We start from the raw sequence: 21,321 nt of genomic DNA on the forward strand, positions 1-21,321 counted from the left end.
ATAGGCCCCAGCCTTGGCCAAACAAGAAAATACTGAATTAACGACGCGCGAGCGGCTCTGGTTGCGACTCCGGGAAGGCTTTTTGATTGCCGCTTCGGCGATCTGCCTGTACATCCTCGTTTCACTGCTGACCTACAACACCGCCGATCCCGGTTGGTCGCGCACCGGCAATGGCGCCGCTATCACCAATGCTGGCGGCCCGGTGGGTGCATGGATGGCCGATGTGCTTTACGCGCTGTTCGGCTATATGGCCTATCTGTTCCCACTGATGTTGGTGTTTCGGGTTGGCAAGCTGTTTAAAGATCGTGAACATCCCGCCGAGTTTGACTCTCTGCTGTTCGCGCTTCGCATCATCGGTTTTATTCTGGTGATGATCGCCAGCACCGGCCTGGCAGCCAACGAAGATGCAGGCCTGAGCAATTTGCCGTTTGGCAATGGCGGTGTACTGGGCAATGCCATTGGTCATGCCACCGAGTCCTCATTCAGCTTATTTGGCAGCCGGGTTTTGTTATTGGCGATCTTTTTGTTCGGTATGACTATCTTTACCGACCTTTCATGGTTGCGACTGATCGATAGCGTGGGCTATCACAGCATTCGTTATTACGATCTGGCTGTTGACCGTGTTCAAAGCTTCCTGAGCGCCCGCGCAGCGAAGAAAGAGGCTGCACAAGCCCAGCAAACCCGTAAAGCAGAAGTGGCACGCAAAACCGAAATTCAGAAAACCCGCATTGCACCGCCAACGATTGCGCCTGCGCCCAAGCCAGTGGAGCAATCCGAGCGTGTGCATAAAGAGAAACAGAAAAACCTGTTTGATGGGCCGGTAACCGGCAGCCTGCCTTCTTTGCAATTGTTGGATGAAGCTGACCATCACAGTAAAAAAGGCTTCTCTCAAGAAACACTGGAAGCCATGTCACGACTGCTTGAAATCAAGCTGTTGGATTTTGGTGTGTCGGCCAAAGTGGTGGCGGTGTATCCCGGCCCGGTTATCACCCGTTTTGAGCTCGAACCCGATGCTGGGGTTAAAGTCAGCAAAATAAGCAATCTGGCCAAAGACCTTGCGCGCTCTTTGGCGGTGGTGAGTGTTAGGGTTGTTGAGGTTATTCCCGGCAAGCCCTATGTCGGCATTGAAATTCCCAATGAAGATCGCGAGATTGTTAACTTCCGTGAAGTCCTGTCTTCCCGCGCCTATGATGAAGCCAAATCCAGTCTGACACTGGCCTTGGGGCATGACATTTCCGGCGAGCCAGTGTGCGCGGACTTGGCGAAAATGCCGCACTTACTGGTTGCGGGCACCACCGGCTCGGGTAAGTCGGTAGGGGTGAACGCCATGCTATTGAGCTTGCTTTACAAAGCGGGCCCGGAAGATGTTCGGTTATTGCTGGTAGACCCCAAAATGCTGGAATTGTCGGTTTACGATGGCATTCCCCATTTGCTTACCCCGGTCATTACCGATATGAAAGACGCGGCCAATGGTCTGCGTTGGTGTGTTGGTGAAATGGAGCGCCGTTATAAATTAATGTCGGCAATGGGGGTGAGAAACCTCGCTGGCTTTAATCGCAAAATCAAAGATGCGGCTGCTAGCGGTAATCCAATCAAAGACCCTCTATGGATTCCCGATGAACACTTTGAGGCTGGCATGGTCGAAGCAGAAGCGCCCGATCTCGAAGCGCTGCCCTCTATCGTTGTCGTTATCGATGAATTTGCTGACATGATGATGATTGTCGGCAAAAAGGTTGAAGAGCTGATTGCCAGGATTGCCCAGAAAGCCCGTGCAGCGGGAATTCACTTGATTCTTGCCACGCAACGCCCCTCGGTTGACGTTATTACCGGCCTTATCAAGGCTAACGTACCAACCCGAATTGCGTTTCAGGTGTCGTCAAAAATTGACTCCCGCACCATTCTCGATCAGGGCGGGGCTGAGCAGTTACTTGGTCACGGTGATATGTTGTATCTGCCACCGGGCACCGGTTTACCGGTTCGTGTCCACGGCGCATTTTGTTCAGATGATGAAGTGCATCGAGTGGTTGCCGACTGGAAAAAACGCGGTGAGCCACAATACATCGACGGCTTGCTGGAAGAGGGCGGTGTCAGCGATGTGATTCCCGGCATGGGCGGCGGTGAAGGTGATGACAATGGCGAAGCGGATGAGCTTTACGATCAGGCCGTGCATTTTGTCTGCCAGAGTCGCCGCGCTTCAATTTCTGCCGTACAGCGCAAGCTGCGCATCGGTTATAACCGCGCAGCTCGCCTGATTGAAACGATGGAGCAGGCCGGCGTAGTCAGCGAAATGGCCAGCAACGGTAGTCGAGAAGTTTTGGCTCCACCCCCAGCCGAGTAATTAAGTTTGGATACAGGTTCGCGGCGCTACGCTGAACCAAATTCCTCAGAGTAACGATGTAATGCGATTTCTTTTAAGCGGTTTTGTTCTTCTATGTGCAGGGTTTTCAGTTCATGCGGCCTCGAATAATGCCGCTGAACAGCTACAAATGCTGTTGGCCAAAAACCAAACTATTCAAGCCAGCTTTGAACAAACGGTCAGCAGTGAAGAAGGGGATGTACTTCAGCAGAGTCAAGGTGCCATCGCCTTATCCCGCCCCAATCATTTTCGCTGGGAAAGCACCGAGCCGTTTCATTACCTAGTCATTGGCAATGGCAAAACCCTGTGGCGATATGATGCCGATCTGGAGCAGCTCGACGTTGAACCCTTTGATGCGCAATTGGCTGACACCCCGGCGTTAATCTTTTCCGCGTCGCCTGAAGCCTTAACGGCGGCCTACCAAATTAGCAAAAATGAAAAAGCCGCAGCGGGTGTCGACGAGTTTATTCTGCTTCCCAATGCCTCTGGCTTGTTCTCCGAGCTGAGATTGCAATTCAAAAATGGCGGTTTAGTTGAGATGCAACTGGTAGACAATCTGCAACAACACTCCCGCATTCTCTTTAAAAAGGCCAAGTACAATATCAAGCTGAATGAAAGCTTGTTTCGTTTTGACGACAGCCCTGAAGCTCTCGAACGCCTTTCACAATAGCGTTTCTCAATAGTAATGCTCATCAATAGCCATGCCGATTTACTTGTTTAGCGCCAATTGTTTCAGAGGCCGACTATGAGTCAGGCACCCCTTGCTGCGCGAATGCGACCAGAGAAGCTCGAAGATTATGCGGGGCAGGGCCACTTATTGGCTGAAAACAAACCGTTACGCCGCGCTATTACATCTGGCCAGATTCACTCGATGATTTTCTGGGGGCCGCCGGGTGTGGGTAAAACCACGCTGGCACAACTGATTGCTCACCATTGCGATGCGCATTTCATTACCGTGTCGGCGGTATTGGCTGGGGTAAAAGATATTCGTGCTGCGGTTGAGCAAGCTCAGCGTGAAAAGCAGTATGGCCGTTCGACCATTTTGTTTATCGATGAAGTACATCGTTTCAATAAGGCACAGCAAGATGCTTTTTTGCCCTTTGTTGAAGATGGCACCTTAATTTTTATTGGTGCGACCACCGAAAACCCGTCTTTTGAAATCAATAATGCCTTGCTCTCGCGGGCACAGGTTTATCAATTACGGGCCTTGGACGAGGCCGCCATTCTGGGTATTTTGCAGCGCGCGGTAAGCGCACAGGGCTGGTCTGCACAGCTCGAGCAATTGCAGCAGCTTGCTTTGCAGGCAGATGGTGATGGCCGCCGCGCCTTGAATATTCTTGAAATCGCCATGGACATGGCTGAGGACAACATCCTTACTGAAGCCTGCCTCAGTGCTGCGCTTAGTGACTACTGTCGCCGTTTTGATAAGGGCGGTGATCTTTTCTACGATCAAATATCCGCATTACATAAAGCGGTTCGGGGTAGCTCACCCGATGCCGCGCTGTATTGGCTCACCCGAATGCTAGAGGCCGGCTGCGATCCGGTTTATGTCGCCCGCCGCCTATTGCGTATGGCCAGTGAAGATATTGGTAATGCTGATCCTCGTGCTCTACGGGTCTGCATTGATGCTTGGGATGTGCAGGAGCGTTTAGGCAGTCCGGAAGGGGAGCTGGCCTTGGCGCAAGCCGCCTGTTACTTGGCCTGCGCGCCCAAAAGCAACGCGGTATATACCGCCTATAAAGCGGTTAAACAGGATATTGCCAGCGGCGGTAGCCATGAAGTGCCGATTCATCTGCGCAACGCACCCACCCGCTTGATGAAAGAGCAGGGCTACGGCGCCGAATATCGCTATGCCCACGATGAGCCCAATGGTTTTGCTGCGGGGGAGAATTACTTTCCTGAAGCACTTCAAAACCGAAAGTACTATCATCCGGTGGATCGCGGGCTAGAGAAGAAAATTGCTGAAAAAATCAGCCATCTCGATACGCTGAATGCGCAAAGCCCAATTCAGCGCTATCCCCGCAAATAAGGTTTCTTTGCTAAGGTTTCTTGGCAAATAACTTTCTGTCGCTCAATCATTCGCGGCGGTGCCCATACAGCCGTGATGGGTGATAAAATGCTCTCAATTTCCGGCAGATAGTGTAGAAATCTCAGTGTTACAACTTTTACTCATAGCCCTTGGCGGTGCAGCCGGCGCCTTAAGTCGATATGGCGTTGGCCAGTTTGCGCGGGGCTTGGTCTACCATCACTGGCCGCTGGGTACTTTTCTGGTCAATATTACGGGCTCTTTTTTAATCGGCCTGGCTTTTGTCACAATCACTGAAAAGGCCGCCATTCACTCAGATTGGCGCTATGTGTTGATTGTTGGATTTCTGGGCGCGTTCACCACGTTTTCAACCTTTTCCCTTGAAACGGTAACCATGCTGGAAGCGGGTCGCATTGGCTTGGCAATGAGTTACGCACTCAGCAGCGTGGGGCTGTGCCTGCTAGGCTGCTGGCTGGCGATCGTTATTTCAAGATAATTTATTTTATATAAAACATAAAGTTGGAGTAGTTTTTAAATGCTAGATATTAAGCAAGTTCGGCAGAATCCCGACGCCATTGCAGAGGCCTTACGCAAGAAGCGTTTTGAGTTTGATGCCGCCGAGTTTGCCCGCCTGGATGCCCAGCGCAAGCAAGCCGATATCGACAGCCAAGAACTGCTTGCCCAGCGCAAGCAAGCGTCAAAAAAAGTTGGCGAACTGATCAAATCAGGTGTTCCCGTTGACGATGCCAAAGCACAGGTCAATGAGCTGCTAGCGGATATTGAAGCGCGCCTTGAAGGTTTGGTGAACGCCGCCAAAGAGGTTAATGAGCAGCTGGAAGCCATGCTAATGGCCGTACCTAATCTGCCTGCCGAAGATGTGCCAGAAGGCCAAGACGAAGACGCCAATATTGAGGTTGTCCGCTGGGGCGAACCCAAGCAATACGATTTTGACGTGCGCGACCATGTTGATGTGGGCGCTGGTTTGGGTGGATTGGATTTTGATACCGCCACCAAACTCACTGGCAGCCGTTTTGCCGTTATGCGCGGGCCTCTCGCGCGCCTGCATCGGGCGCTGATCCAATTTATGCTGGACACTCATATTTACGAGCACGGTTATCAGGAAGTTTATGTGCCCTATATGGTGAATAGCGATTCTCTGCGCGGTACCGGCCAACTGCCCAAGTTCGAAGCGGATCTGTTCAAGCTGCAAGGCGATAGCGGTTATTACCTGATTCCTACCGCAGAAGTGCCCGTAACTAATATGTACCGCGATACCATTGTAGAAAGCGCTGAGCTTGAGGCGGGCATTAAGTTCACCTGTCACACACCGTGTTTCCGCAGTGAGGCCGGCAGCTATGGCCGTGACACCCGGGGCATGATCCGCCAGCACCAATTTGAAAAAGTGGAGCTGGTGCAGTTCGTTCGCCCAGAAGAGTCCGACGCCGCTCTGGAGGCATTGACCGGTCACGCTGAAACCATTCTTCAAAAGCTGGAACTGCCTTACCGCAAAGTGATTCTGTGTGGTGGTGATTTGGGCTTCTCTGCTCGCAAAACCTACGACCTCGAAGTCTGGTTGCCGGCGCAGAATACCTACCGCGAAATCTCATCCTGCAGTAATTTTGGCGATTTTCAGGCCCGCCGCATGATGGCGCGCTGGCGCAATCCAGAAACCGGCAAGCCCGAATTACTGCACACCCTTAATGGGTCTGGCTTGGCTGTGGGCCGTACGCTGGTGGCTATTTTGGAAAACGGCCAGCAGGCGGACGGCAGCGTACAAATTCCAGCCGTGCTACAGAAGTATATGGGTGGATTGACCATGCTGAGCGCCGCAAGCTAATGGATTTTTTACCGCTATTTACCGATCTTAAACAGCGGCACTGCCTCGTTGTTGGCGGTGGTTCAGTGGCTCTGCGCAAGGCGCGGTTACTGGCCAAGGCCGGTGCGCGAGTTAATGTTGTCGCGCTTGAGATTCAGGCCGAATTAACTCAGCTTGTCAGTGATTCGGGCGGCGCGTTGTTTCAACAGGCCTATGGCGCGGAACGGCTCGACAATATCTTTCTTGTTATCGCCGCCACCGATGATCGCGAGCTCAACAAGCAGGTCTCTGCCGATTGTCACGCCCGTAATATTCCGGTCAATGTTGTGGATGATCCCGAGCTGTGCAGTTTTATTTTGCCCGCCATCGTTGACCGCTCACCGCTGATGATCGCGATTAGCAGCGGTGGTGCCAGTCCAGTTTTAGCGCGCTTAATTCGCAGCCGTTTGGAGAGCAGTATTCCCAGCGCCTTTGGCCGCCTCGCCAGCTTGGTGGGTAGCTTTCGCGACAAGGTCAAAAACCGGTTTGACGATATTGAGGATCGCCGCGATTTCTGGGAGCAAACCTTGCAGGGCCCCATTGCGGAAATGGTGTTTGCCGGCAAAGATCAAACTGCCGCTGAAATGCTGCAACAAGCAATTGATAAAGCGGATGTGCGCCCCGGTGGTGAAGTCTATTTAATTGGCGCCGGCCCCGGCGATCCAGATTTAATGACCTTTAAAGCCATGCGTTTGCTGCAACGCGCCGATGTGGTGCTGTACGACCGCTTGGTGGCACCGGAAATTGTCGAATTGTCACGCAAAGATGCGGAGCGAGTTTACGTGGGTAAAGCCCGCGCAAATCACGCCGTTCCGCAAAATGATATTAATCAACTATTGGTCGATTACGCACTGCAGGGCAAAAAAGTGGCGCGCCTTAAAGGCGGCGATCCCTTTATTTTTGGTCGTGGCGGCGAAGAAATTGAGCGCTTAGCCGAGCTGCACATTCCCTTTCAAGTTGTGCCCGGTATCACCGCCGCGGCAGGGTGTGCGAGTTATTCCGGCATTCCGCTAACCCATCGAGATTACGCCCAGTCGGTACGTTTTGTTACCGGCCACCTCAAAGACGGCTCTCTAAATTTGCCCTGGGGTGAATTGGTGCATCCACAGCAAACCGTAGTGTTTTATATGGGCTTGGTGGGTTTGCCCGATATCTGCGCGCAATTGATTCAACATGGCCGGGCAGAAGACACGCCTATCGCACTGATTCAGCAGGGCACCACCCAGCATCAAAAAGTGGTGACCGGCACCTTGGGTACCATGGTTTCAATCATCGCGGATAACCCGGTGCAGGCTCCCACGCTGATTATTGTGGGCGAGGTGGTAGAGCTACGTGAAAAGCTGGCCTGGTATGAGCAGGGCGATTTGAGCAAGCCCATTCTGTAATCTCACTTAATCCCAAAACAGAAGGGAAAGCGCCCGTGGCTGAATTTGACTACGATTTATTTGTTATTGGTGCTGGCAGTGGCGGCGTTCGTGCCGCTCGCATGTCAGCCGGTTTTGGCGCTCGTGTTGCCATAGCCGAAGAGCGCTATTACGGCGGCACCTGCGTGAATGTCGGCTGCGTTCCCAAAAAACTCTTCAGTTACGCAGCGCATTATCCAGAACATTTTAAAGATGCTAACGGCTTTGGCTGGCGTGCAAGCTCAGAGCCCCTTGATTGGCCGCGACTGCGCGATAATAAAACTGCAGAAATTCAGCGCCTGAACGGGATTTACCTCAACCTGCTGCGCAATGCCGGTGTCGAGATTTTAGATGGTCACGCTAAGATACTTGGGCCAAATCTGGTCGAGGTGGCTGGCAAGACTTACACCGCCGAACGTATTTTGATTACTGTGGGCGGCTGGCCATTTATTCCGGATATTCCGGGCCGCGAACATGCCGTCAGCTCAAATGAAATTTTCTATCTTGAAACGCTGCCCAAGCGTGCTGTGATTGTTGGTGGGGGCTACATCGCTACCGAGTTTGCCGGCATCCTGCACGGACTTGGCGTTGAGGTGGAATTAATCTATCGCCGCGAATTATTTCTGCGCGGTTTTGATCAAGAAATTCGCGAAAAACTCGTTGCTGAGATGCGCCAACAAGGTATTTCGCTGCGTTTTAACGAAGACGTAAGCGCCATAGAAAAAAACAGCACGGGCATGCAATTATCACTTCGGAGCGGCCAAAGTTTAGCAACCGATATGGTGATGTACGCCACCGGACGGCGCCCCTTGCTGGATAATCTCGGCTTAGAAAATACCGAAGTCACCCTAAATACTGACGGCTTTATTCAAGTCGATGCCCATTTCCAAACCGCAGAGCCCAGTATTTACGCCTTGGGCGATGTGACCGGTGGCATGGAATTAACCCCTATTGCGCTGGCCGAAGGTATGAATTTGGCGCGCCGCCTGTTTAATAATGACCACCGGGAATTGGATTACAGCAATATTCCCACCGCAATTTTCTGTCATCCCAATGTCGCTACCGTTGGTTTAAGTGAGGAACAGGCGCGAGAGCAATACGGTGAGATTGCCGTATTTACCTCTGATTTTCGCCATCTAAAACATACTTTAAGCGGAAATCCGACTCGCACCTTTCTCAAGCTTATTGTCGATAAACAGAGCGATAAGGTGCTTGGCGCGCATATGATGGGCGAAGAGGCCGGCGAAATCATTCAGGGCTTGGCAGTGGCTATTAAAGCCGGCGCTACCAAGGCGGATTTTGACAGCACGATTGGGATTCATCCAACCGTAGCCGAAGAGTTTGTGACGATGCGGGAAGCGGCACGCTAGTTTGGTGTGACGCATTTCACGCAAGGCGTGAAATGCGTGCTTACCGTTTAGCGGGTTTTCTTATCGACTTTGGGCCAGACGTTCAGCCACAAAATAGGGTTTAGCGTCGATCAGAATCGACGCGGCTTCATGGAGATAGGGGTCGGGCTTGTCTTCATCCTTATCATTGCCTGCTTCTGCTGATGCTGCGGCGTCCTCTTCCTCCTCTTCAGCATCGAGGGTTTTCAAAAGTTCCTCACCTTTAGCAGCCCGGCGGCGGTTTTCCATTGCCAGTTGCTCAGCCTTGCGCGTATCGCGCTCTTCAATGCGCTGCTTTAAATTCAGCGACAAGGTTTTCTCGTTACGAATTTTCTCGATTTGGGCGAGGGATTCGCGCAGATAAATAAAGTCAGGATCTTTAGCTATACGCGAATCATGGCTAGCCCGCAGCTTGGGAAGTGCATCCTTAAAATCGAAATAATAATTGTGTCGCGCGTGGGCGATTCGATCCCAAGCCAAGGCATTGTCCAGCGAGTTTTCACCCACTTTTTCCATGTCATAAATGGGCGGAAAAGCGATGTCTGGCAGTACGCCTCGGTTCTGGGTACTGTCACCTGAAATGCGGTAAAACTTAGACTCAGTCAGCTTTAATTGACCGTGGGGCAGGGGGTTAACCGACTGCACCGTGCCTTTGCCAAAGCTCTGTGTGCCGAGTATCAAGCCGCGCTGATAATCCTGAATCGCACCGGCAAAAATTTCAGAAGCCGAGGCGCTCATGCGATTAATCAGCACTGCCAATGGGCCTGAATAATAGGGTGAACGACGACTCTTGCCTTCGCGAATAACGCGGGAATTGGATTGGCGAATTTGTACGGTAGGGCCTTGCTCAATAAACAATCCGACCAGCGCATTAGCTTCAGCCAGTGAGCCGCCCCCATTGTCGCGCAAATCAATCAAAATACCTTCAGCGCCCTCAGATAACAGCTCGCCGAGAATGCGGTGCACATCTCGAGTGGTGCTTCTAAAGTCCGGATCGCCACGGCGGAATCCTTCAAAGTCGAGATAAAACGTCGGAATATCGATAACCCCGATTTTACTCATGCCGCCCTTGGCGTTGGGCAATTCAATCATCTCGCCCTTAGCGCTTTGCTCTTCCAGCTTCACCTCGTTGCGCTCGATGACAATGACCTGCCGCTCTTCATCGCTAATTGCACTGGCTGGAATCACTTCAAGGCGCACAATTGAGCCGGCGGGGCCGCGAATCTGATCCACCACGTCATCCAAACGCCAGCCAATCACATCCTGCATTTCACCCTGTTTGCCTTGAGCAACACCAATAATGCGGTCGGCGGGCTGAAGCTGGCCTTGTTTTTCAGCGGGGCCAGCAGGCACCAAACGCACGACTTTGGTGAAATCATCTTCAGCCTGAAGAACGGCGCCAATGCCCTCGAGCTTGAGGCTCATATTGATCTGGAAATTCTCTGAAATACGCGGCGAGAAATAATCAGTATGGGGGTCATATAGAGAAGCATAGGCATTAGCAAAAGACTGGAAGGCATCTTCTGATTCCAGTTGCTGCATGCGGCGCAGTTGGTTGCGGAAGCGTTTTTCCAGCAGCTCAACAATCGCGTCATCCTCTTTGCCGGCAATTTTCAGGCTTAATACCCGGCTTTTAATTTGCTGTTTCCAGATCGCCGCTGCTTCATTGCCATTTTTTGGCCACGGAGCCTCACTGCGATCGAGTGGCATTGCTTCCTTAGAAGTGAAATCAAAACTACTGATTAGCTCAGGCAAGCCGCCCAACACTGAATCTAAACGCTGAATCACGCGCTCACGGTAGCGATTAAAAATCACGAAAGCGTCGCTAAGCTGGCCCTGTTTTAATTGATCATCAAATTTGAGGCGATATTTCTCAAACTCTTGAATATCTGATTGCAGAAAAAACTGCCGCCCCGGATCAAGGTCTTCAAGATAAACATCGAGTAATTTAGAGGAGAGGGCATCATCAATTGAAAGCTGAACATAGTGACGCCGCTGAAGTTGGTTGAGCATGTCGCGGATAGCATCCTGCTGACTTTCCTCAGCCTGCAAGGCCGTAATAGTTGCGGCAAAGCTTGGAGCCGTGAGGGTGACAAGCAGAGAAAGGACTGCTAACCACTGAAAAACGCCGCGCGATCTGAATGGGCTTCGGTACAACTTCAATGGAATTACCTTCATGTTAACGTTATCGGTATATAGAGCCGTTATTTAGGCTCTCTTGGATATTACAGGTCAATTTCTCTCTATTTCCAGCTTTTATAAGCCATTTAGTTGATATTTTGCCGTCATCGAACAGGTTAGGCTTCTCGGCTCTGATCTTGGAGCTATAAAAATGTCTCAAAACCCCAAAATCCTTGCCGTTGAAAACTATATTCAGGGACTTTGCGAGAGCAATCTGGATAAAATTCTTTCGCTTTACGCTGACGATGCCACCGTTGAAGACCCCGTGGGCACCGAACCCAGAAAAGGCATGGCGGCTATTACTGAGTTCTATAATATGGCGATAAGTTCCAAAATTACCGCGAAGCTAGAAGGCCCAGTGCGGATCGCTGGCCCCCATGCGCTGTTTCCGTTCTCGATCACCATGGACTTTGGCGAAAGCACCATGAATATTGATGTGATTGATCAATTTACCTTCAATGATGACAATAAAATCATCAGCATGAAGGCCTTCTGGGGCGAAGAAAACTCGCGGATGTCTTAACTATTCTTCAAGAAGGGTTGAGCTTTAACGGGCAATCGCCACTGATTTAATTTGTGCCCAAACGCTAATGCCCTCACGCAGCTGAAGCTTTTCGAGAGACAGCTGGGTGATGGCGGCAAATAACACCTGCTCGCCCACTTTCAACGTTACTACCGCCGTGCCTGTCGCACTGTTGAGTTGAATGGCATCAATAATGGCGGGCAAGCGATTCAGAATGCTGGAGTCGTCGTGATTGCTCAGGGCAATACTCACATCCCTTGCCAGCACTCTGAGGCGTAAGCTTTTGCCCTTTGTCTCTGCCCCGGCTTTAATCCACAAAGATTGTTGCCCGCCGGGTATTTCTGCGCGCATTAGCGGCCCGTTATTATGATTTTCAACGGCAATAACATCGAGCAGGGCGCTGGGTTCATCGCTGTCCTGTAGCGGACTTTCCAGGCGATTAAAAATAGCAAGCGTACTGCCAGACTCAATTAACTTGCCATCTTCAAGAACTAGCACCCGGTCTGCAAGTCGGACAAGCTCGTCGAGAGAATGGGTGACATAAAGAATCGCAATCTGAAATTGCGCGGCTAATTGCTCAAGATAGGGTAGAATTTCTCGCTTGCGCGGCTGATCCAAAGCGGAAAGCGGCTCATCCATCAATAACACTTGGGGCCGGGTTAAAAGCGCTCTGGCAATACTCACTCTTTGCTCTTCGCCACCGGATAATTGGGCGGGCATGCGCGCCAGTAAATGGCCGATTCCCATTGTAGATAAGACCTTGTCATAAAAGGCCTGATCTCGGCCCGGAGTGCGTCGCGACTCACCATAAGCCAGATTTTGCGCCACAGTTAAATGGGTAAATAAGCTGGGAGCCTGACTTACATAAGCAAGATCGCGCTTAAAAGTAGGAAGGGTATAACGCTCATCTTGCCAAATCTTTTCAGCCACCGCGCAATGGCCTTTAGCCTTGGGTTCAAGCCCCGCTATACAGCGAAGCAGCGTGGTTTTACCCGAGCCAGAAGGACCATAAATCGCTGTAACTCCCTGAAGCGGCAGGGTAGCTTTTATCTTGAGCTGAAACTCAGCGGCTTTATTCTTTGCGCTATGCTGTAAGGCAAAGTCAAAGGACAAGCACACTTCATGGGTCTGCGTTTCAGTCATGAGATTAAGACTTAAAGCCGATTAACTTGCGCCCTTGAAAGCTGTAGAGCAAAAGCAATATCAATAGCGAAAACCCAAGCATCAAGGCCGCAAGGCTGTGCGCATTACCATATTCCAGCGCCTCAACATGATTATAAATCTGTACGGAAACAACACGGGTTTCCCCCGGAATATTGCCGCCCATCATCAGTATCAGCCCAAACTCCCCAAGGGTATGGGCAAAACCCAAGGTCGCTGCGGTGATATAGGCTGGCCGGCACAGGGGCAGCATCACACTAAAAAAACCGTCTATAGGGCGTGCCCCGAGCGTTGCGGCAATTTCCATAGGACGTCGCCCTTGTATTTCAAAGGCATTTTGCAGGGGTTGCACAACAAACGGCAGTGAATAAAACAGGGAGGCAACAACCAAGCCCCAGTAGGTAAACGGCAGTAATCCTAAACCCAATGCCTCTGTTAGCGAGCCCAGCGGCCCCGATGGCCCCGCGATAATAAGAAAATAAAACCCCAGAACCGTGGGTGGCAATACCAGGGGTAGGGCGACAAAGGCGGAAATGATTGGCTTTAATATCGACGTACTGTGAGCGAGCCACCACGCCAATGGTGTGCAGAGTAACAGTAATAAAAACGTGACAGTGCCGGCCAATTTCAGGCTGAGAAAAATCGCGGTGATATCGTCTGGGGAAAGTTGCATGGCAGCATTCTAGACACTTCGCTCATTCGGTACTAGCTGGCAAGTCTCAAGAACGCGTTGGAAAAAATTTATCAGCTCGATGTGGCTACAGTGTATCCGTTTTCCAGAATAATCTGCTGGGCTTGATCAGATTGCAAAAAACGCCAGAAACTAACTGCGGCCGCGTAGTCCTGAGCCGAGTCGAGTAGAGCGGCCGCCTGCCGAATTGGCGGATAAAACTCGATCGGCACTGCAATATAGGGCGACTGTTCTGTGGGTTTGGCAATGAGCTGTGAGAGGGCGACAAAACCCAACTGCGCATTACCCGTGGAAACAAACTGGAGCGTTTGGGTGATATTCTCACCATAAACCAATTTATGGTTTAGCTCGGGAAGAAGCTCTAAATGCTGAAGAACCGACTGCGCGGCAAAACCATAGGGCGCTGTTTTGGGATTGGCGAGCGCGAGCTTTTTCAGTGAAGTTCCAGTAAGTAGGGGGCGAATCAAGTTGGTGTTATTCTCCTCTGTTCCTGCAGGAATCAAACGGCCCCACAGAGCCAATTGACCTTCTGCGTAAACAAAATGATTTGCTGGCCTGACGCGCTTTTGCTCAATCAGCTTTTCAATGCTTTGGGTGTCTGCGGCAAGAAAAATCTGAAACGGCGCGCCGTGAACAATCTGCGCATAGAGCTTCCCGGTAGAACCGTAAGAGGTGATCAGTTTGTGTTCTGATTCCGATTCGAACTGAGTTTTAAGTTGCTCAAAAGCGGCCGTAAAATTAGATGCCACGGCGACATGGATGGTGTCGGCATAGGTAAAAGGCATCAACAAAAAAGAGATAAATAGGATTAAAAAAATCCCATATCTTTTTGTAATTGATGCCTTTTTTTTCATAAATTAGCTAGCGGCATCCAGAAGAGCGGCGTTTGAAGTTGCAACGCCGTTCGCACGAAGCTGATCTACCAAGGCTTTTTGTTTTTTCTGCGACAACCAAGGGTAGTTGGCAGGCAAGCCGAGACGAATACTGGCCTGAGCTGCCGGGCTGTTTTTGTTTGGAATTTTATCGCCTAATTTGGCAATGAGTTTGACAAACAAACGCCCAGTGCGAGACAGGTCGTACTCCGGCCCCAGTTCAAGAACCTGGCGAACAGAGGTGGGCAGAATATCGATAGCCGCACAAGCAATCCATTTGCGCATAAAAGTTGGCGCTTTACGGCCTTCGGAATAAATAACGATATCCAAAAATTCCTTCACGATCGCATGGGGCTCAAAACCCGGCTCCAAGGCTTCCATCATTTTATAAAAGCCAGCTTCACTTTCAGCGCGCTGCTTAACACCATACAGCGCACCAACCTCATGGCCTTCGCGGTAATATTGATCAGACTCTTCTTGTGAAAGAGGGCTTACAAAAGAATTGTAGGCCGCATGGAATCCGTATTCCGCCGTTGCTAAAACCCAATCCAATAACTCGACATCTAGAGCCTTGTACGCCACGCCGTCAGGAGTTTCACCCTGAACGTTGGCATGCATCTTATTAACACGAGAAATAACTGACTTGGCAACAGAGGCGGGGCCAAAGGAACTGATCGAGGCTGCCATCGCGGTGCGCATACTGCGACCAACCGGGTCTTTTTTGTAGGTTGAGTGATCCCAAACGCCACTGCGAATACGCGGGTCGGCAAACTCCAGCAATACCGCGCAAATACCGCCAATACCAAAAGTGATCGGATTTTTCATAATCCGCCAGCGAATAGAATCCGGCTCAAGAAAAGAGGGCTCACCCGCCGGCTCAGTAAAATCGATTTTCCAACCCAGATACGACGTCAGTTCAGACATAAGGAACTCCAGAACAAGCAACCAGTTAACTAAGCTGAATTATCAAGGGTACAGGAACTTATCCGCCATGATAAATGTTAATGTTTGCAGGAGGACAAATCCCCCCTTGGCCTAATTCGGCATAAAGCTGGCCACATTTCACATTTTATTCCCTTCGCCTGCTTCTACTATGTGCGACGAATCATTTCCATCTGTGATGAGTTAAAGGCAGGTTATAGAAAATAATGACAAACACTAAAAGTCGAATTTTATTATTGGGCGCCACCGGTAAAACTGGGCAGTTAATTCTGGAGCAACTGATTGCCAAACAAGCTAGGCCCGTTTTGGTTGGGCGCAATCCCGAAACATTAAAAGCGCTAGCCGAGCGCTATGGCAATTTGGATATTGCAATTGCCGACGCCCAAGATCCAGACTCACTTCGGGCCATTATTCGCGCTGGAGATGTTCTGGTTTCGACCGTAGGCCCATTCGAAACCTTAGGCAAAATTCCCTTAGCCGTCGCCGTAGAGCAGGGCGCTCACTATTTAGATACATCTGGCGAACCCGATTTCACCGACTATGTTTACGAGACTTACGAGCAGCAGCTTGAGGGCTCTTCACAGGTCATCATAACTTCCTGTGGGTTCGATTTTGTACCGGGCCAAGTGGTTGCCGGTGAGTTACTGGCCCAATACGGTGAAAAAGTCGACACACTTAATGTCATTTATTCCACCGCCGATGGACGCTTTGCCAACCTCACTACAGGAACCCTAAACACCTTTGCCAAAGCCATTACCGAGCAAGGCACTTTTTATAATAACGGGGAGTTCTACAAAGGCTATTTTGGGGCCAAAAGCTACCCAATAAGAGGGTCGGCCGTCATTCTGGAAAAATTCGCCAAAGTTAGCCTAACCTTCTGTTTTTTATTGAAAATATCCAAGATCAGGTTTTAGGTGGCCGGTAAAACGTCCAAATTTAGCCACTTCGAATGCAAACCCCTGGCGCCACTCGAATTTTTGGAAATTACGCGCAATTACGCATGATATGCGTAATCAATATAACGCTGACATCTGCTATCGATTTCCACCCGCTCTTTGGGCTAAAATCACTCAGCCGACCGGGTATGAGCCTTCTCTGTCGTAAAACAGCAATAAGGTCTGCGAAGCGCCTTAGGTGGCCTGCGATAAGAGCAAATACCCTATTGAGCCTGAGAGCAGCAGGTCACTCACTGGCTTCCGGCGTTTTACTTTTTTCGGCCAGCAAGCGATTCATCATATCGGTCTTAATTGAGATTTCAGTTTCGAGCTTGCCAATCGACACAAGCGCTTCGGCTTTCCAGGCTAGCAGCTCTTCATTCAGCTTTTTAAGTTTATCGATTTCCTCTGATTGATCTTTAAGCTCGGAAAGTTGAGTTTGAAGCGAATCAGTTTCTTCTGTTTTCAGATCCAGATTTGTTGTTAGTTTGCGTTGCTCATCTTCTATTTTTGCAAGCGTTTTCTGTGTGGCGCCAAGCTCAGCTACCAATCTTCCGTTGTCTTTGTTCAATTGCGTGATATCACCCTGCTTAACAGAAAGTGTTTGATTTAAGGCCCTGATTTCAGCTTGTAATTGCTGTACTTGGTGCTCATGTTTTCGCTGATCCTGCTCACGTTGATCCTTAACGGATTGCCGGTAATGCTCCATCGCCTCGCGGTTGTGACGATGCTTTTCTTCCAGTGATTCATTCTGAGCCTGCTTCTCGGCTAACAGTACTTGAAGCTTTTCGTTGGCTTGATTGGCTTTAGAGGCATTTGCTTTCAGCGTTTCTTCAGAAGCTTTGCTGGCATCAAGGTCGGAGAGCACGACTTTCAGTTCACGCTCTTTTGCTTCTAAAGTGTTATTTGTGTTGGCAAGCGAGTTTTCGAGTTCTTGAAGGCGATCGGTTAGCGACCTCACCTGGTTTTGATGTTTGGTTTGGTGTTCTTCCACCAGGGACTGAGCCTCCTGGCGAAGCACTGAGGCAAGGCGTCCGACAAGCTCTTTTATAGGCTGGCTGAGTAGAGTCTCATCATCCAATCGAGCTGATGCCTCTTCTTCGATCTCGCGTAAATAGCGATGAATAGTGGACTTTGAACCGGTATTGCCCAGCTCTACTCGTATTGCGTCAATGGAGGGGTTTTCGCCCCGGCTGATCAGGGTTTCGCGTGCGTTGGATACCAGCGCCTTATTGATGCCACCTCTTGCCATAATTCACCTCTCGGTATATTTCGTACTGTATTACATACCATGTATATACATACTACTTTACACACTCAAAGTGGGTAATTAAAGCAAAAAGATAACCTTAAATAATCATGAATTATTTAAGGTTATGGTAATTTGAGGGTAAATTTGGCCCAAAATCAGTACGAATCTGGCATATGCCAGCCCACCACAACAATGCCCATGCCGGCCCACTGGCGCCAGATGCAGGGTTAGCAGCCAGACAAATGTAGCCAAATGAATGCTGCCGGCAGGTTACCGCTTGGGGCCATTTTCAGTATTTCGAGCGGGCCAAGGCCAAATTGCAGTGGGTGATACCGGCAACCTTACCGGCTGTCTTTCTATTGCTGTATCTACACCGTGGTCGTTTCAGTGACGCGATGCTTGTACTGTCGGCTTTGCCCTTCGCCTTGATGGGCTCGATCTAGCAGCTGTTTCTGCTCAATCACAAACTCAGTGTGGCGGTATGGGTCGGCATGATTGCGATGGCCGGATTGGCCGCAGAATTGGGTTTGTTGATGTTGCACTACCTGGACGATGCCCTGCAAAAACCGGAAGCATTGGATTCAAAAAACCGGCTGGATGAGTTTCACGAAAAAGTCGCGCAAAGCGCCGCGCAACGTATTCGACCGATGCTCATGACCAGCTTAACTTTACTGATTTCGCTCATTCCCATTTTAATCAGTGATGGCACCGGAGCCGATGTGATGAAACGGATTGCCGCGCCCATGGTGGGCGGGACCGCTTCGGCGTTAATTGCTGTGCTATTGGTTTTTCCCGCAATATTCGCACTTTGGAAGGCGCCTCGGCTTTTTTCGACGGACGATAAGGGAAAACTGAAAATACACCAATAGCATTGACTTTTTGTAAATTTTGCTAATGCAATGCTAATAATTTGCTGAACAGGGAGGTTCATCTGCCATCACGAGCGATGTTTTATCGGAACATTCTTTGCTGCGAAACACGACCAAAAGGGGGATGCTCATGAATGAATTTTTAACGCAGTGGCAAAACGCTGCGCATACAACAGTGGGACTTTTTTGGATGGCCTTTTGGGCGTTTGCGCTGGGCTATGTCATCAGCTCAATGATCCAGGTGTTTGTCACCCAGGACAGAATGCAAAAAACCATGGGTAAAACAGGCGCAAAGAGTGTTGCACTGGGCACTTTTTTTGGGTTTATTTCGAGTTCATGTTCTTTTGCCGCTTTATCTACAACACGCGCGTTGTTTGTCAAAGGCGCTGGCTTAATTCCCTCTCTGGCGTTCCTGTTAGCGTCAACAAATTTGGTTGTCGAACTCGGCATTGTCATTGCCATTTTTCTTGGCTGGCAGTTTGTTGTCGGTGAATATGTCGGCGGCATACTATTGATTTTAATCGTCTGGTTTTTGGTAAAGCTCACGCGCAAGAAGAAGCTCGAAGATCAAGCGCGAGAACATGCGAAAAGCGCCGAAGGCGATCACGACGCCTCTTCAAGCGAGCAGGAAAGCTGGAAAGATAAAATCGCGAGCAAGGCTGGCTGGCAGCAAGTCGCGAATCAATACGTCATGGAATGGAAAATGGTCTGGAAGGATGTGACCGTTGGCTTTACCGTGGCCGGAATCATCGCAACCTTTGTTCCCACCGAATTTTTCCAATCGTTGTTTATCGGTGCAGGGCAAGATTCAACGTCTTTTTGGCAGTTGCTGGCCCAAACGCTGGTCGGGCCTGTCGCGGCATTTTTTACATTTATTGGGTCCATGGGCAATATCCCCCTCGCTGCGGTGCTCTTCGGGCAAGGTGTCAGTTTTGCCGGCGTGATGGCCTTTATCTTCAGTGATTTGGTGGTGTTTCCGGTGCTGCGCATTCAAGCGCAGTACTATGGTTGGAAAATGGCTATCTACATTCTGCTCATTTTTCTGTGCGCCTTGATCAGTGTGTCATTGCTTATGCACTACGGTTTCGATTTGCTGGGCTTGCTGCCAGAAAGCTCGGGATCTAAATCCATGTCGGATCGAGAGTTTTTTAAAATTGATTATTCGCTTTTCCTGAACATCATTTTTATTGGAGTCAGCAGCTTTTTTATCTATTGGTGGTATTCGCAAAAGACCGACAGTATGTCCGGTAAACGAAGTGTTGGCGATTGGGTCTTACTGGTGCTGTCCATCATTTCATATATTTGGCTGGTGATCGGTGTAGCAGTGCTTCCGGCACTATAAGTGCAATTTACGTGAACGTCGTGGTCAACGAGTGGGAGGCTATTAAACCTCCCAGAAGGATGATCCATTCGCCGAGCTTCTTACTAGCCAATCAATTGTTTAACCACTGCCATGCCTCGTCGGACTGCGTATGGTCGAAGTATTGCATCGGCGCATCAAACACGATATCGCAAAACCGTGTCGCCCAATCCTGCCATTTGCTCTCGCCGACGATGGCGATTTTTCCATAGTGATCTTTGTGCTTAAAATCAAACGTTACATCTTCTTTCAATGCTGACAATTCCATGCCACTGAAGTCCATAAGCTCGATATAAAAATTCAACGGTTCGCCATGAGAAATCGCACCTTCAATCAAAGGTTCAATATGCTCTACCTCTTCCTTCGTGATGGTGCCACTGGCTTTCAAAACGGCAATACGATTCTGCGTTACCTCAGATAGATTCAACATAGTATGATTATCCTGACTTTAAACAAGTGAGTGATAGACAAGGACGCTACTTTTGTTGGTCTCGACAATGTTCGTTGTCTAGTTCAAATTCGACCGTGGTATGACTCAAATCGAACTCAGACAACTCTTGAGACAAACGTCGCTTTAGAGTTCGTTGATCTTCCAGCGATACACTGGCATTTAGCTCAATATGCACTGTAAGTACATGATGCTCTCCATCAAGGGACCACAAGTGTAAATGGTGAAAACTTTGAAACTCCGGGATCGATTTGAGTTTGTCTTCAATCTTTTTAGCGAGGTTTTTGTCGGGTACACCCTGCAAAAATAGTTTTAAGGTAGAACCTACATTACGTAATACGTTGAATAATATAAAAAGGGTAAATCCGATGGCCAAAATCGGGTCCAGGATAGGCCATTCAACAAACATAAGTACGATCGACACAATAAAAACGGCAACCCAGCCGAGAACGTCTTCCAGCAAATGCCAATTGAGAACCTTTTCGTTCATGGTCTTGCCTTTGCTGAGCTTAAATGCCGCAAAACCGTTCACGGCAATACCAAAAATCGACAATGCCAGCATCCCTTCTGTCACGGGCATTTCGGGATTGGATAAACGCGGAATGGACTGATAAAGTACCCAGGCAGAACCGGCAATCAGAACCATGCCGTTGATCAATGAGCCTAATAATGACAGTCGTTTATAACCGTATGAAAAATTTTGGGACGCTGGCCTGTTTCCAAGTTTTGCCAATATCCAGGCTAGCCCAATCGATAAACTATCTCCCAAATCGTGGACAGCATCGGCCATGATTGCTGTGCTATTGGTTAATACCCCGCCAATAAACTCAATGATCGTGAAGCCTACATTCAGAAAAAATGCCCAACCGATTCGAGCGTTGCTCTCATCATCGTGTGAATGAGAATGCATGGGACCTCCCGCGTCATGAAAAAAAATATTTGAAAATGGCCCCGGTATACGCCGGGGCCAAGACTCCAAGTTGCACACCCTAAGCTGCTTTTTCCTCTCGGCGATGAACCCACTGATACAAGACCGGTAGTACCAATAGCGTCAAAATT

At 49.8% G+C, this 21,321-nt stretch carries 19 protein-coding genes; 11 read left to right on the forward strand and 8 right to left on the reverse strand.

Annotated elements, in window-relative coordinates:
* Positions 1–13 precede the first annotated feature (13 nt).
* From IB286_RS09580 to gorA, 7 genes are all read left to right on the forward strand, one after another.
* Positions 14–2,338, forward strand: coding sequence for a DNA translocase FtsK (locus IB286_RS09580; protein ID WP_190764848.1), 2,325 nt, complete (start codon positions 14–16; stop codon positions 2,336–2,338).
* A 61-nt stretch (positions 2,339–2,399) separates the two neighbouring features.
* Positions 2,400–3,026, forward strand: coding sequence for an outer membrane lipoprotein chaperone LolA (gene lolA / locus IB286_RS09585; protein WP_190764850.1), 627 nt, complete (start codon positions 2,400–2,402; stop codon positions 3,024–3,026).
* A 75-nt stretch (positions 3,027–3,101) separates the two neighbouring features.
* Positions 3,102–4,385, forward strand: a complete 1,284-nt coding sequence (locus IB286_RS09590) for a replication-associated recombination protein A (RefSeq protein ID WP_190764853.1) — start codon at positions 3,102–3,104, stop codon at positions 4,383–4,385.
* A 124-nt stretch (positions 4,386–4,509) separates the two neighbouring features.
* A complete protein-coding gene (crcB, locus tag IB286_RS09595) occupies positions 4,510–4,878 on the forward strand; it encodes a fluoride efflux transporter CrcB (RefSeq protein ID WP_190764854.1) in 369 nt (122 codons plus the stop codon).
* Between the two features lie 39 nt (positions 4,879–4,917).
* A complete protein-coding gene (gene serS / locus IB286_RS09600; RefSeq protein WP_190764857.1) occupies positions 4,918–6,219 on the forward strand; it encodes a serine--tRNA ligase in 1,302 nt (433 codons plus the stop codon).
* Positions 6,219–7,622, forward strand: a complete 1,404-nt coding sequence (cysG, locus tag IB286_RS09605) for a siroheme synthase CysG (protein ID WP_190764877.1) — start codon at positions 6,219–6,221, stop codon at positions 7,620–7,622. Before serS ends, cysG begins: the two co-directional genes overlap by 1 nt.
* Before the next feature lie 35 nt (positions 7,623–7,657).
* Positions 7,658–9,010 (forward strand): glutathione-disulfide reductase, encoded by a 1,353-nt coding sequence (gorA, locus tag IB286_RS09610; RefSeq protein ID WP_190764879.1) that lies wholly within the window; start codon positions 7,658–7,660, stop codon positions 9,008–9,010.
* Between the two features lie 60 nt (positions 9,011–9,070).
* Here the strand turns inward: gorA and IB286_RS09615 are convergent, their stop codons facing one another.
* Entirely contained in the window at positions 9,071–11,191 is a 2,121-nt protein-coding gene (locus IB286_RS09615) for a carboxy terminal-processing peptidase (RefSeq protein WP_223826255.1), read from the reverse strand.
* A gap of 169 nt (positions 11,192–11,360) precedes the next feature.
* On the opposite strand from IB286_RS09615, the gene IB286_RS09620 reads away from it, so the two are divergent.
* Positions 11,361–11,732, forward strand: coding sequence for a nuclear transport factor 2 family protein (locus IB286_RS09620; RefSeq protein WP_190764884.1), 372 nt, complete (start codon positions 11,361–11,363; stop codon positions 11,730–11,732).
* A 24-nt stretch (positions 11,733–11,756) separates the two neighbouring features.
* Here IB286_RS09620 and modC read toward each other — a convergent pair whose 3' ends face one another.
* From modC to IB286_RS09640, 4 genes are all read right to left on the reverse strand, one after another.
* Positions 11,757–12,875, reverse strand: coding sequence for a molybdenum ABC transporter ATP-binding protein (gene modC, locus IB286_RS09625; RefSeq protein WP_190764887.1), 1,119 nt, complete (start codon positions 12,873–12,875; stop codon positions 11,757–11,759).
* A gap of 4 nt (positions 12,876–12,879) precedes the next feature.
* Complete coding sequence (modB, locus tag IB286_RS09630; RefSeq protein WP_190764895.1) at positions 12,880–13,566, reverse strand: molybdate ABC transporter permease subunit; 687 nt, start codon at positions 13,564–13,566, stop codon at positions 12,880–12,882.
* A gap of 71 nt (positions 13,567–13,637) precedes the next feature.
* Complete coding sequence (modA, locus tag IB286_RS09635) at positions 13,638–14,369, reverse strand: molybdate ABC transporter substrate-binding protein (RefSeq protein ID WP_190764897.1); 732 nt, start codon at positions 14,367–14,369, stop codon at positions 13,638–13,640.
* A 72-nt stretch (positions 14,370–14,441) separates the two neighbouring features.
* The gene (locus IB286_RS09640) at positions 14,442–15,380 is read right to left on the reverse strand and encodes an oxygenase MpaB family protein (protein ID WP_190764899.1); all 939 of its coding nucleotides are present in this window, start codon (positions 15,378–15,380) and stop codon (positions 14,442–14,444) included.
* A gap of 224 nt (positions 15,381–15,604) precedes the next feature.
* On the opposite strand from IB286_RS09640, the gene IB286_RS09645 reads away from it, so the two are divergent.
* Positions 15,605–16,312, forward strand: coding sequence for a saccharopine dehydrogenase NADP-binding domain-containing protein (locus IB286_RS09645; RefSeq protein ID WP_190764901.1), 708 nt, complete (start codon positions 15,605–15,607; stop codon positions 16,310–16,312).
* Between the two features lie 268 nt (positions 16,313–16,580).
* Here IB286_RS09645 and IB286_RS09650 read toward each other — a convergent pair whose 3' ends face one another.
* Positions 16,581–17,585, reverse strand: coding sequence for a DNA-binding protein (locus IB286_RS09650; protein WP_190764903.1), 1,005 nt, complete (start codon positions 17,583–17,585; stop codon positions 16,581–16,583).
* A gap of 452 nt (positions 17,586–18,037) precedes the next feature.
* Between IB286_RS09650 and IB286_RS09655 the strand changes: the two genes are divergently transcribed.
* Together IB286_RS09655 and IB286_RS09660 are read left to right on the forward strand one after the other, a co-directional pair.
* Positions 18,038–18,454 carry an efflux RND transporter permease subunit gene (locus tag IB286_RS09655; RefSeq protein WP_223826296.1) on the forward strand — a complete coding sequence of 139 codons (417 nt, stop codon included), beginning with the start codon at positions 18,038–18,040 and terminating at the stop codon, positions 18,452–18,454.
* Positions 18,455–18,584: 130 nt separating this feature from the next.
* Positions 18,585–19,796, forward strand: a complete 1,212-nt coding sequence (locus tag IB286_RS09660; protein ID WP_190764907.1) for a permease — start codon at positions 18,585–18,587, stop codon at positions 19,794–19,796.
* A 91-nt stretch (positions 19,797–19,887) separates the two neighbouring features.
* On the opposite strand, the gene IB286_RS09665 is transcribed toward IB286_RS09660, so the two are convergent.
* Both IB286_RS09665 and IB286_RS09670 read right to left on the reverse strand, forming a co-directional pair.
* Positions 19,888–20,244: a SpoIIAA family protein gene (locus tag IB286_RS09665; RefSeq protein WP_190764909.1), complete on the reverse strand. Its 357-nt coding sequence runs from the start codon at positions 20,242–20,244 to the stop codon at positions 19,888–19,890.
* Between the two features lie 46 nt (positions 20,245–20,290).
* Entirely contained in the window at positions 20,291–21,172 is an 882-nt protein-coding gene (locus IB286_RS09670) for a cation diffusion facilitator family transporter (protein ID WP_190764911.1), read from the reverse strand.
* Positions 21,173–21,321 lie beyond the last annotated feature (149 nt).

Source organism: Spongiibacter pelagi (assembly GCF_014705705.1).
GTDB classification, from domain to species: domain Bacteria; phylum Pseudomonadota; class Gammaproteobacteria; order Pseudomonadales; family Spongiibacteraceae; genus Spongiibacter; species Spongiibacter pelagi.

What these genes read in the sequence shown, in the direction of transcription:
- IB286_RS09645 (WP_190764901.1), top strand. Translation starts at nt 15,605, where the DNA reads ATGACAAACACTAAAAGTCGAATTTTATTATTGGGCGCCACCGGTAAA.
- IB286_RS09640 (WP_190764899.1), bottom strand. Translation starts at nt 15,380, where the DNA reads ATGTCTGAACTGACGTCGTATCTGGGTTGGAAAATCGATTTTACTGAG.
- IB286_RS09660 (WP_190764907.1), top strand. Translation starts at nt 18,585, where the DNA reads ATGAATGAATTTTTAACGCAGTGGCAAAACGCTGCGCATACAACAGTG.
- modC (WP_190764887.1), bottom strand. Translation starts at nt 12,875, where the DNA reads ATGACTGAAACGCAGACCCATGAAGTGTGCTTGTCCTTTGACTTTGCC.
- cysG (WP_190764877.1), top strand. Translation starts at nt 6,219, where the DNA reads ATGGATTTTTTACCGCTATTTACCGATCTTAAACAGCGGCACTGCCTC.
- IB286_RS09670 (WP_190764911.1), bottom strand. Translation starts at nt 21,172, where the DNA reads ATGCATTCTCATTCACACGATGATGAGAGCAACGCTCGAATCGGTTGG.
- modA (WP_190764897.1), bottom strand. Translation starts at nt 14,369, where the DNA reads ATGCCTTTTACCTATGCCGACACCATCCATGTCGCCGTGGCATCTAAT.
- IB286_RS09590 (WP_190764853.1), top strand. Translation starts at nt 3,102, where the DNA reads ATGAGTCAGGCACCCCTTGCTGCGCGAATGCGACCAGAGAAGCTCGAA.
- lolA (WP_190764850.1), top strand. Translation starts at nt 2,400, where the DNA reads ATGCGATTTCTTTTAAGCGGTTTTGTTCTTCTATGTGCAGGGTTTTCA.
- modB (WP_190764895.1), bottom strand. Translation starts at nt 13,566, where the DNA reads ATGCAACTTTCCCCAGACGATATCACCGCGATTTTTCTCAGCCTGAAA.
- IB286_RS09665 (WP_190764909.1), bottom strand. Translation starts at nt 20,244, where the DNA reads ATGTTGAATCTATCTGAGGTAACGCAGAATCGTATTGCCGTTTTGAAA.
- IB286_RS09620 (WP_190764884.1), top strand. Translation starts at nt 11,361, where the DNA reads ATGTCTCAAAACCCCAAAATCCTTGCCGTTGAAAACTATATTCAGGGA.
- IB286_RS09650 (WP_190764903.1), bottom strand. Translation starts at nt 17,585, where the DNA reads ATGGCAAGAGGTGGCATCAATAAGGCGCTGGTATCCAACGCACGCGAA.
- serS (WP_190764857.1), top strand. Translation starts at nt 4,918, where the DNA reads ATGCTAGATATTAAGCAAGTTCGGCAGAATCCCGACGCCATTGCAGAG.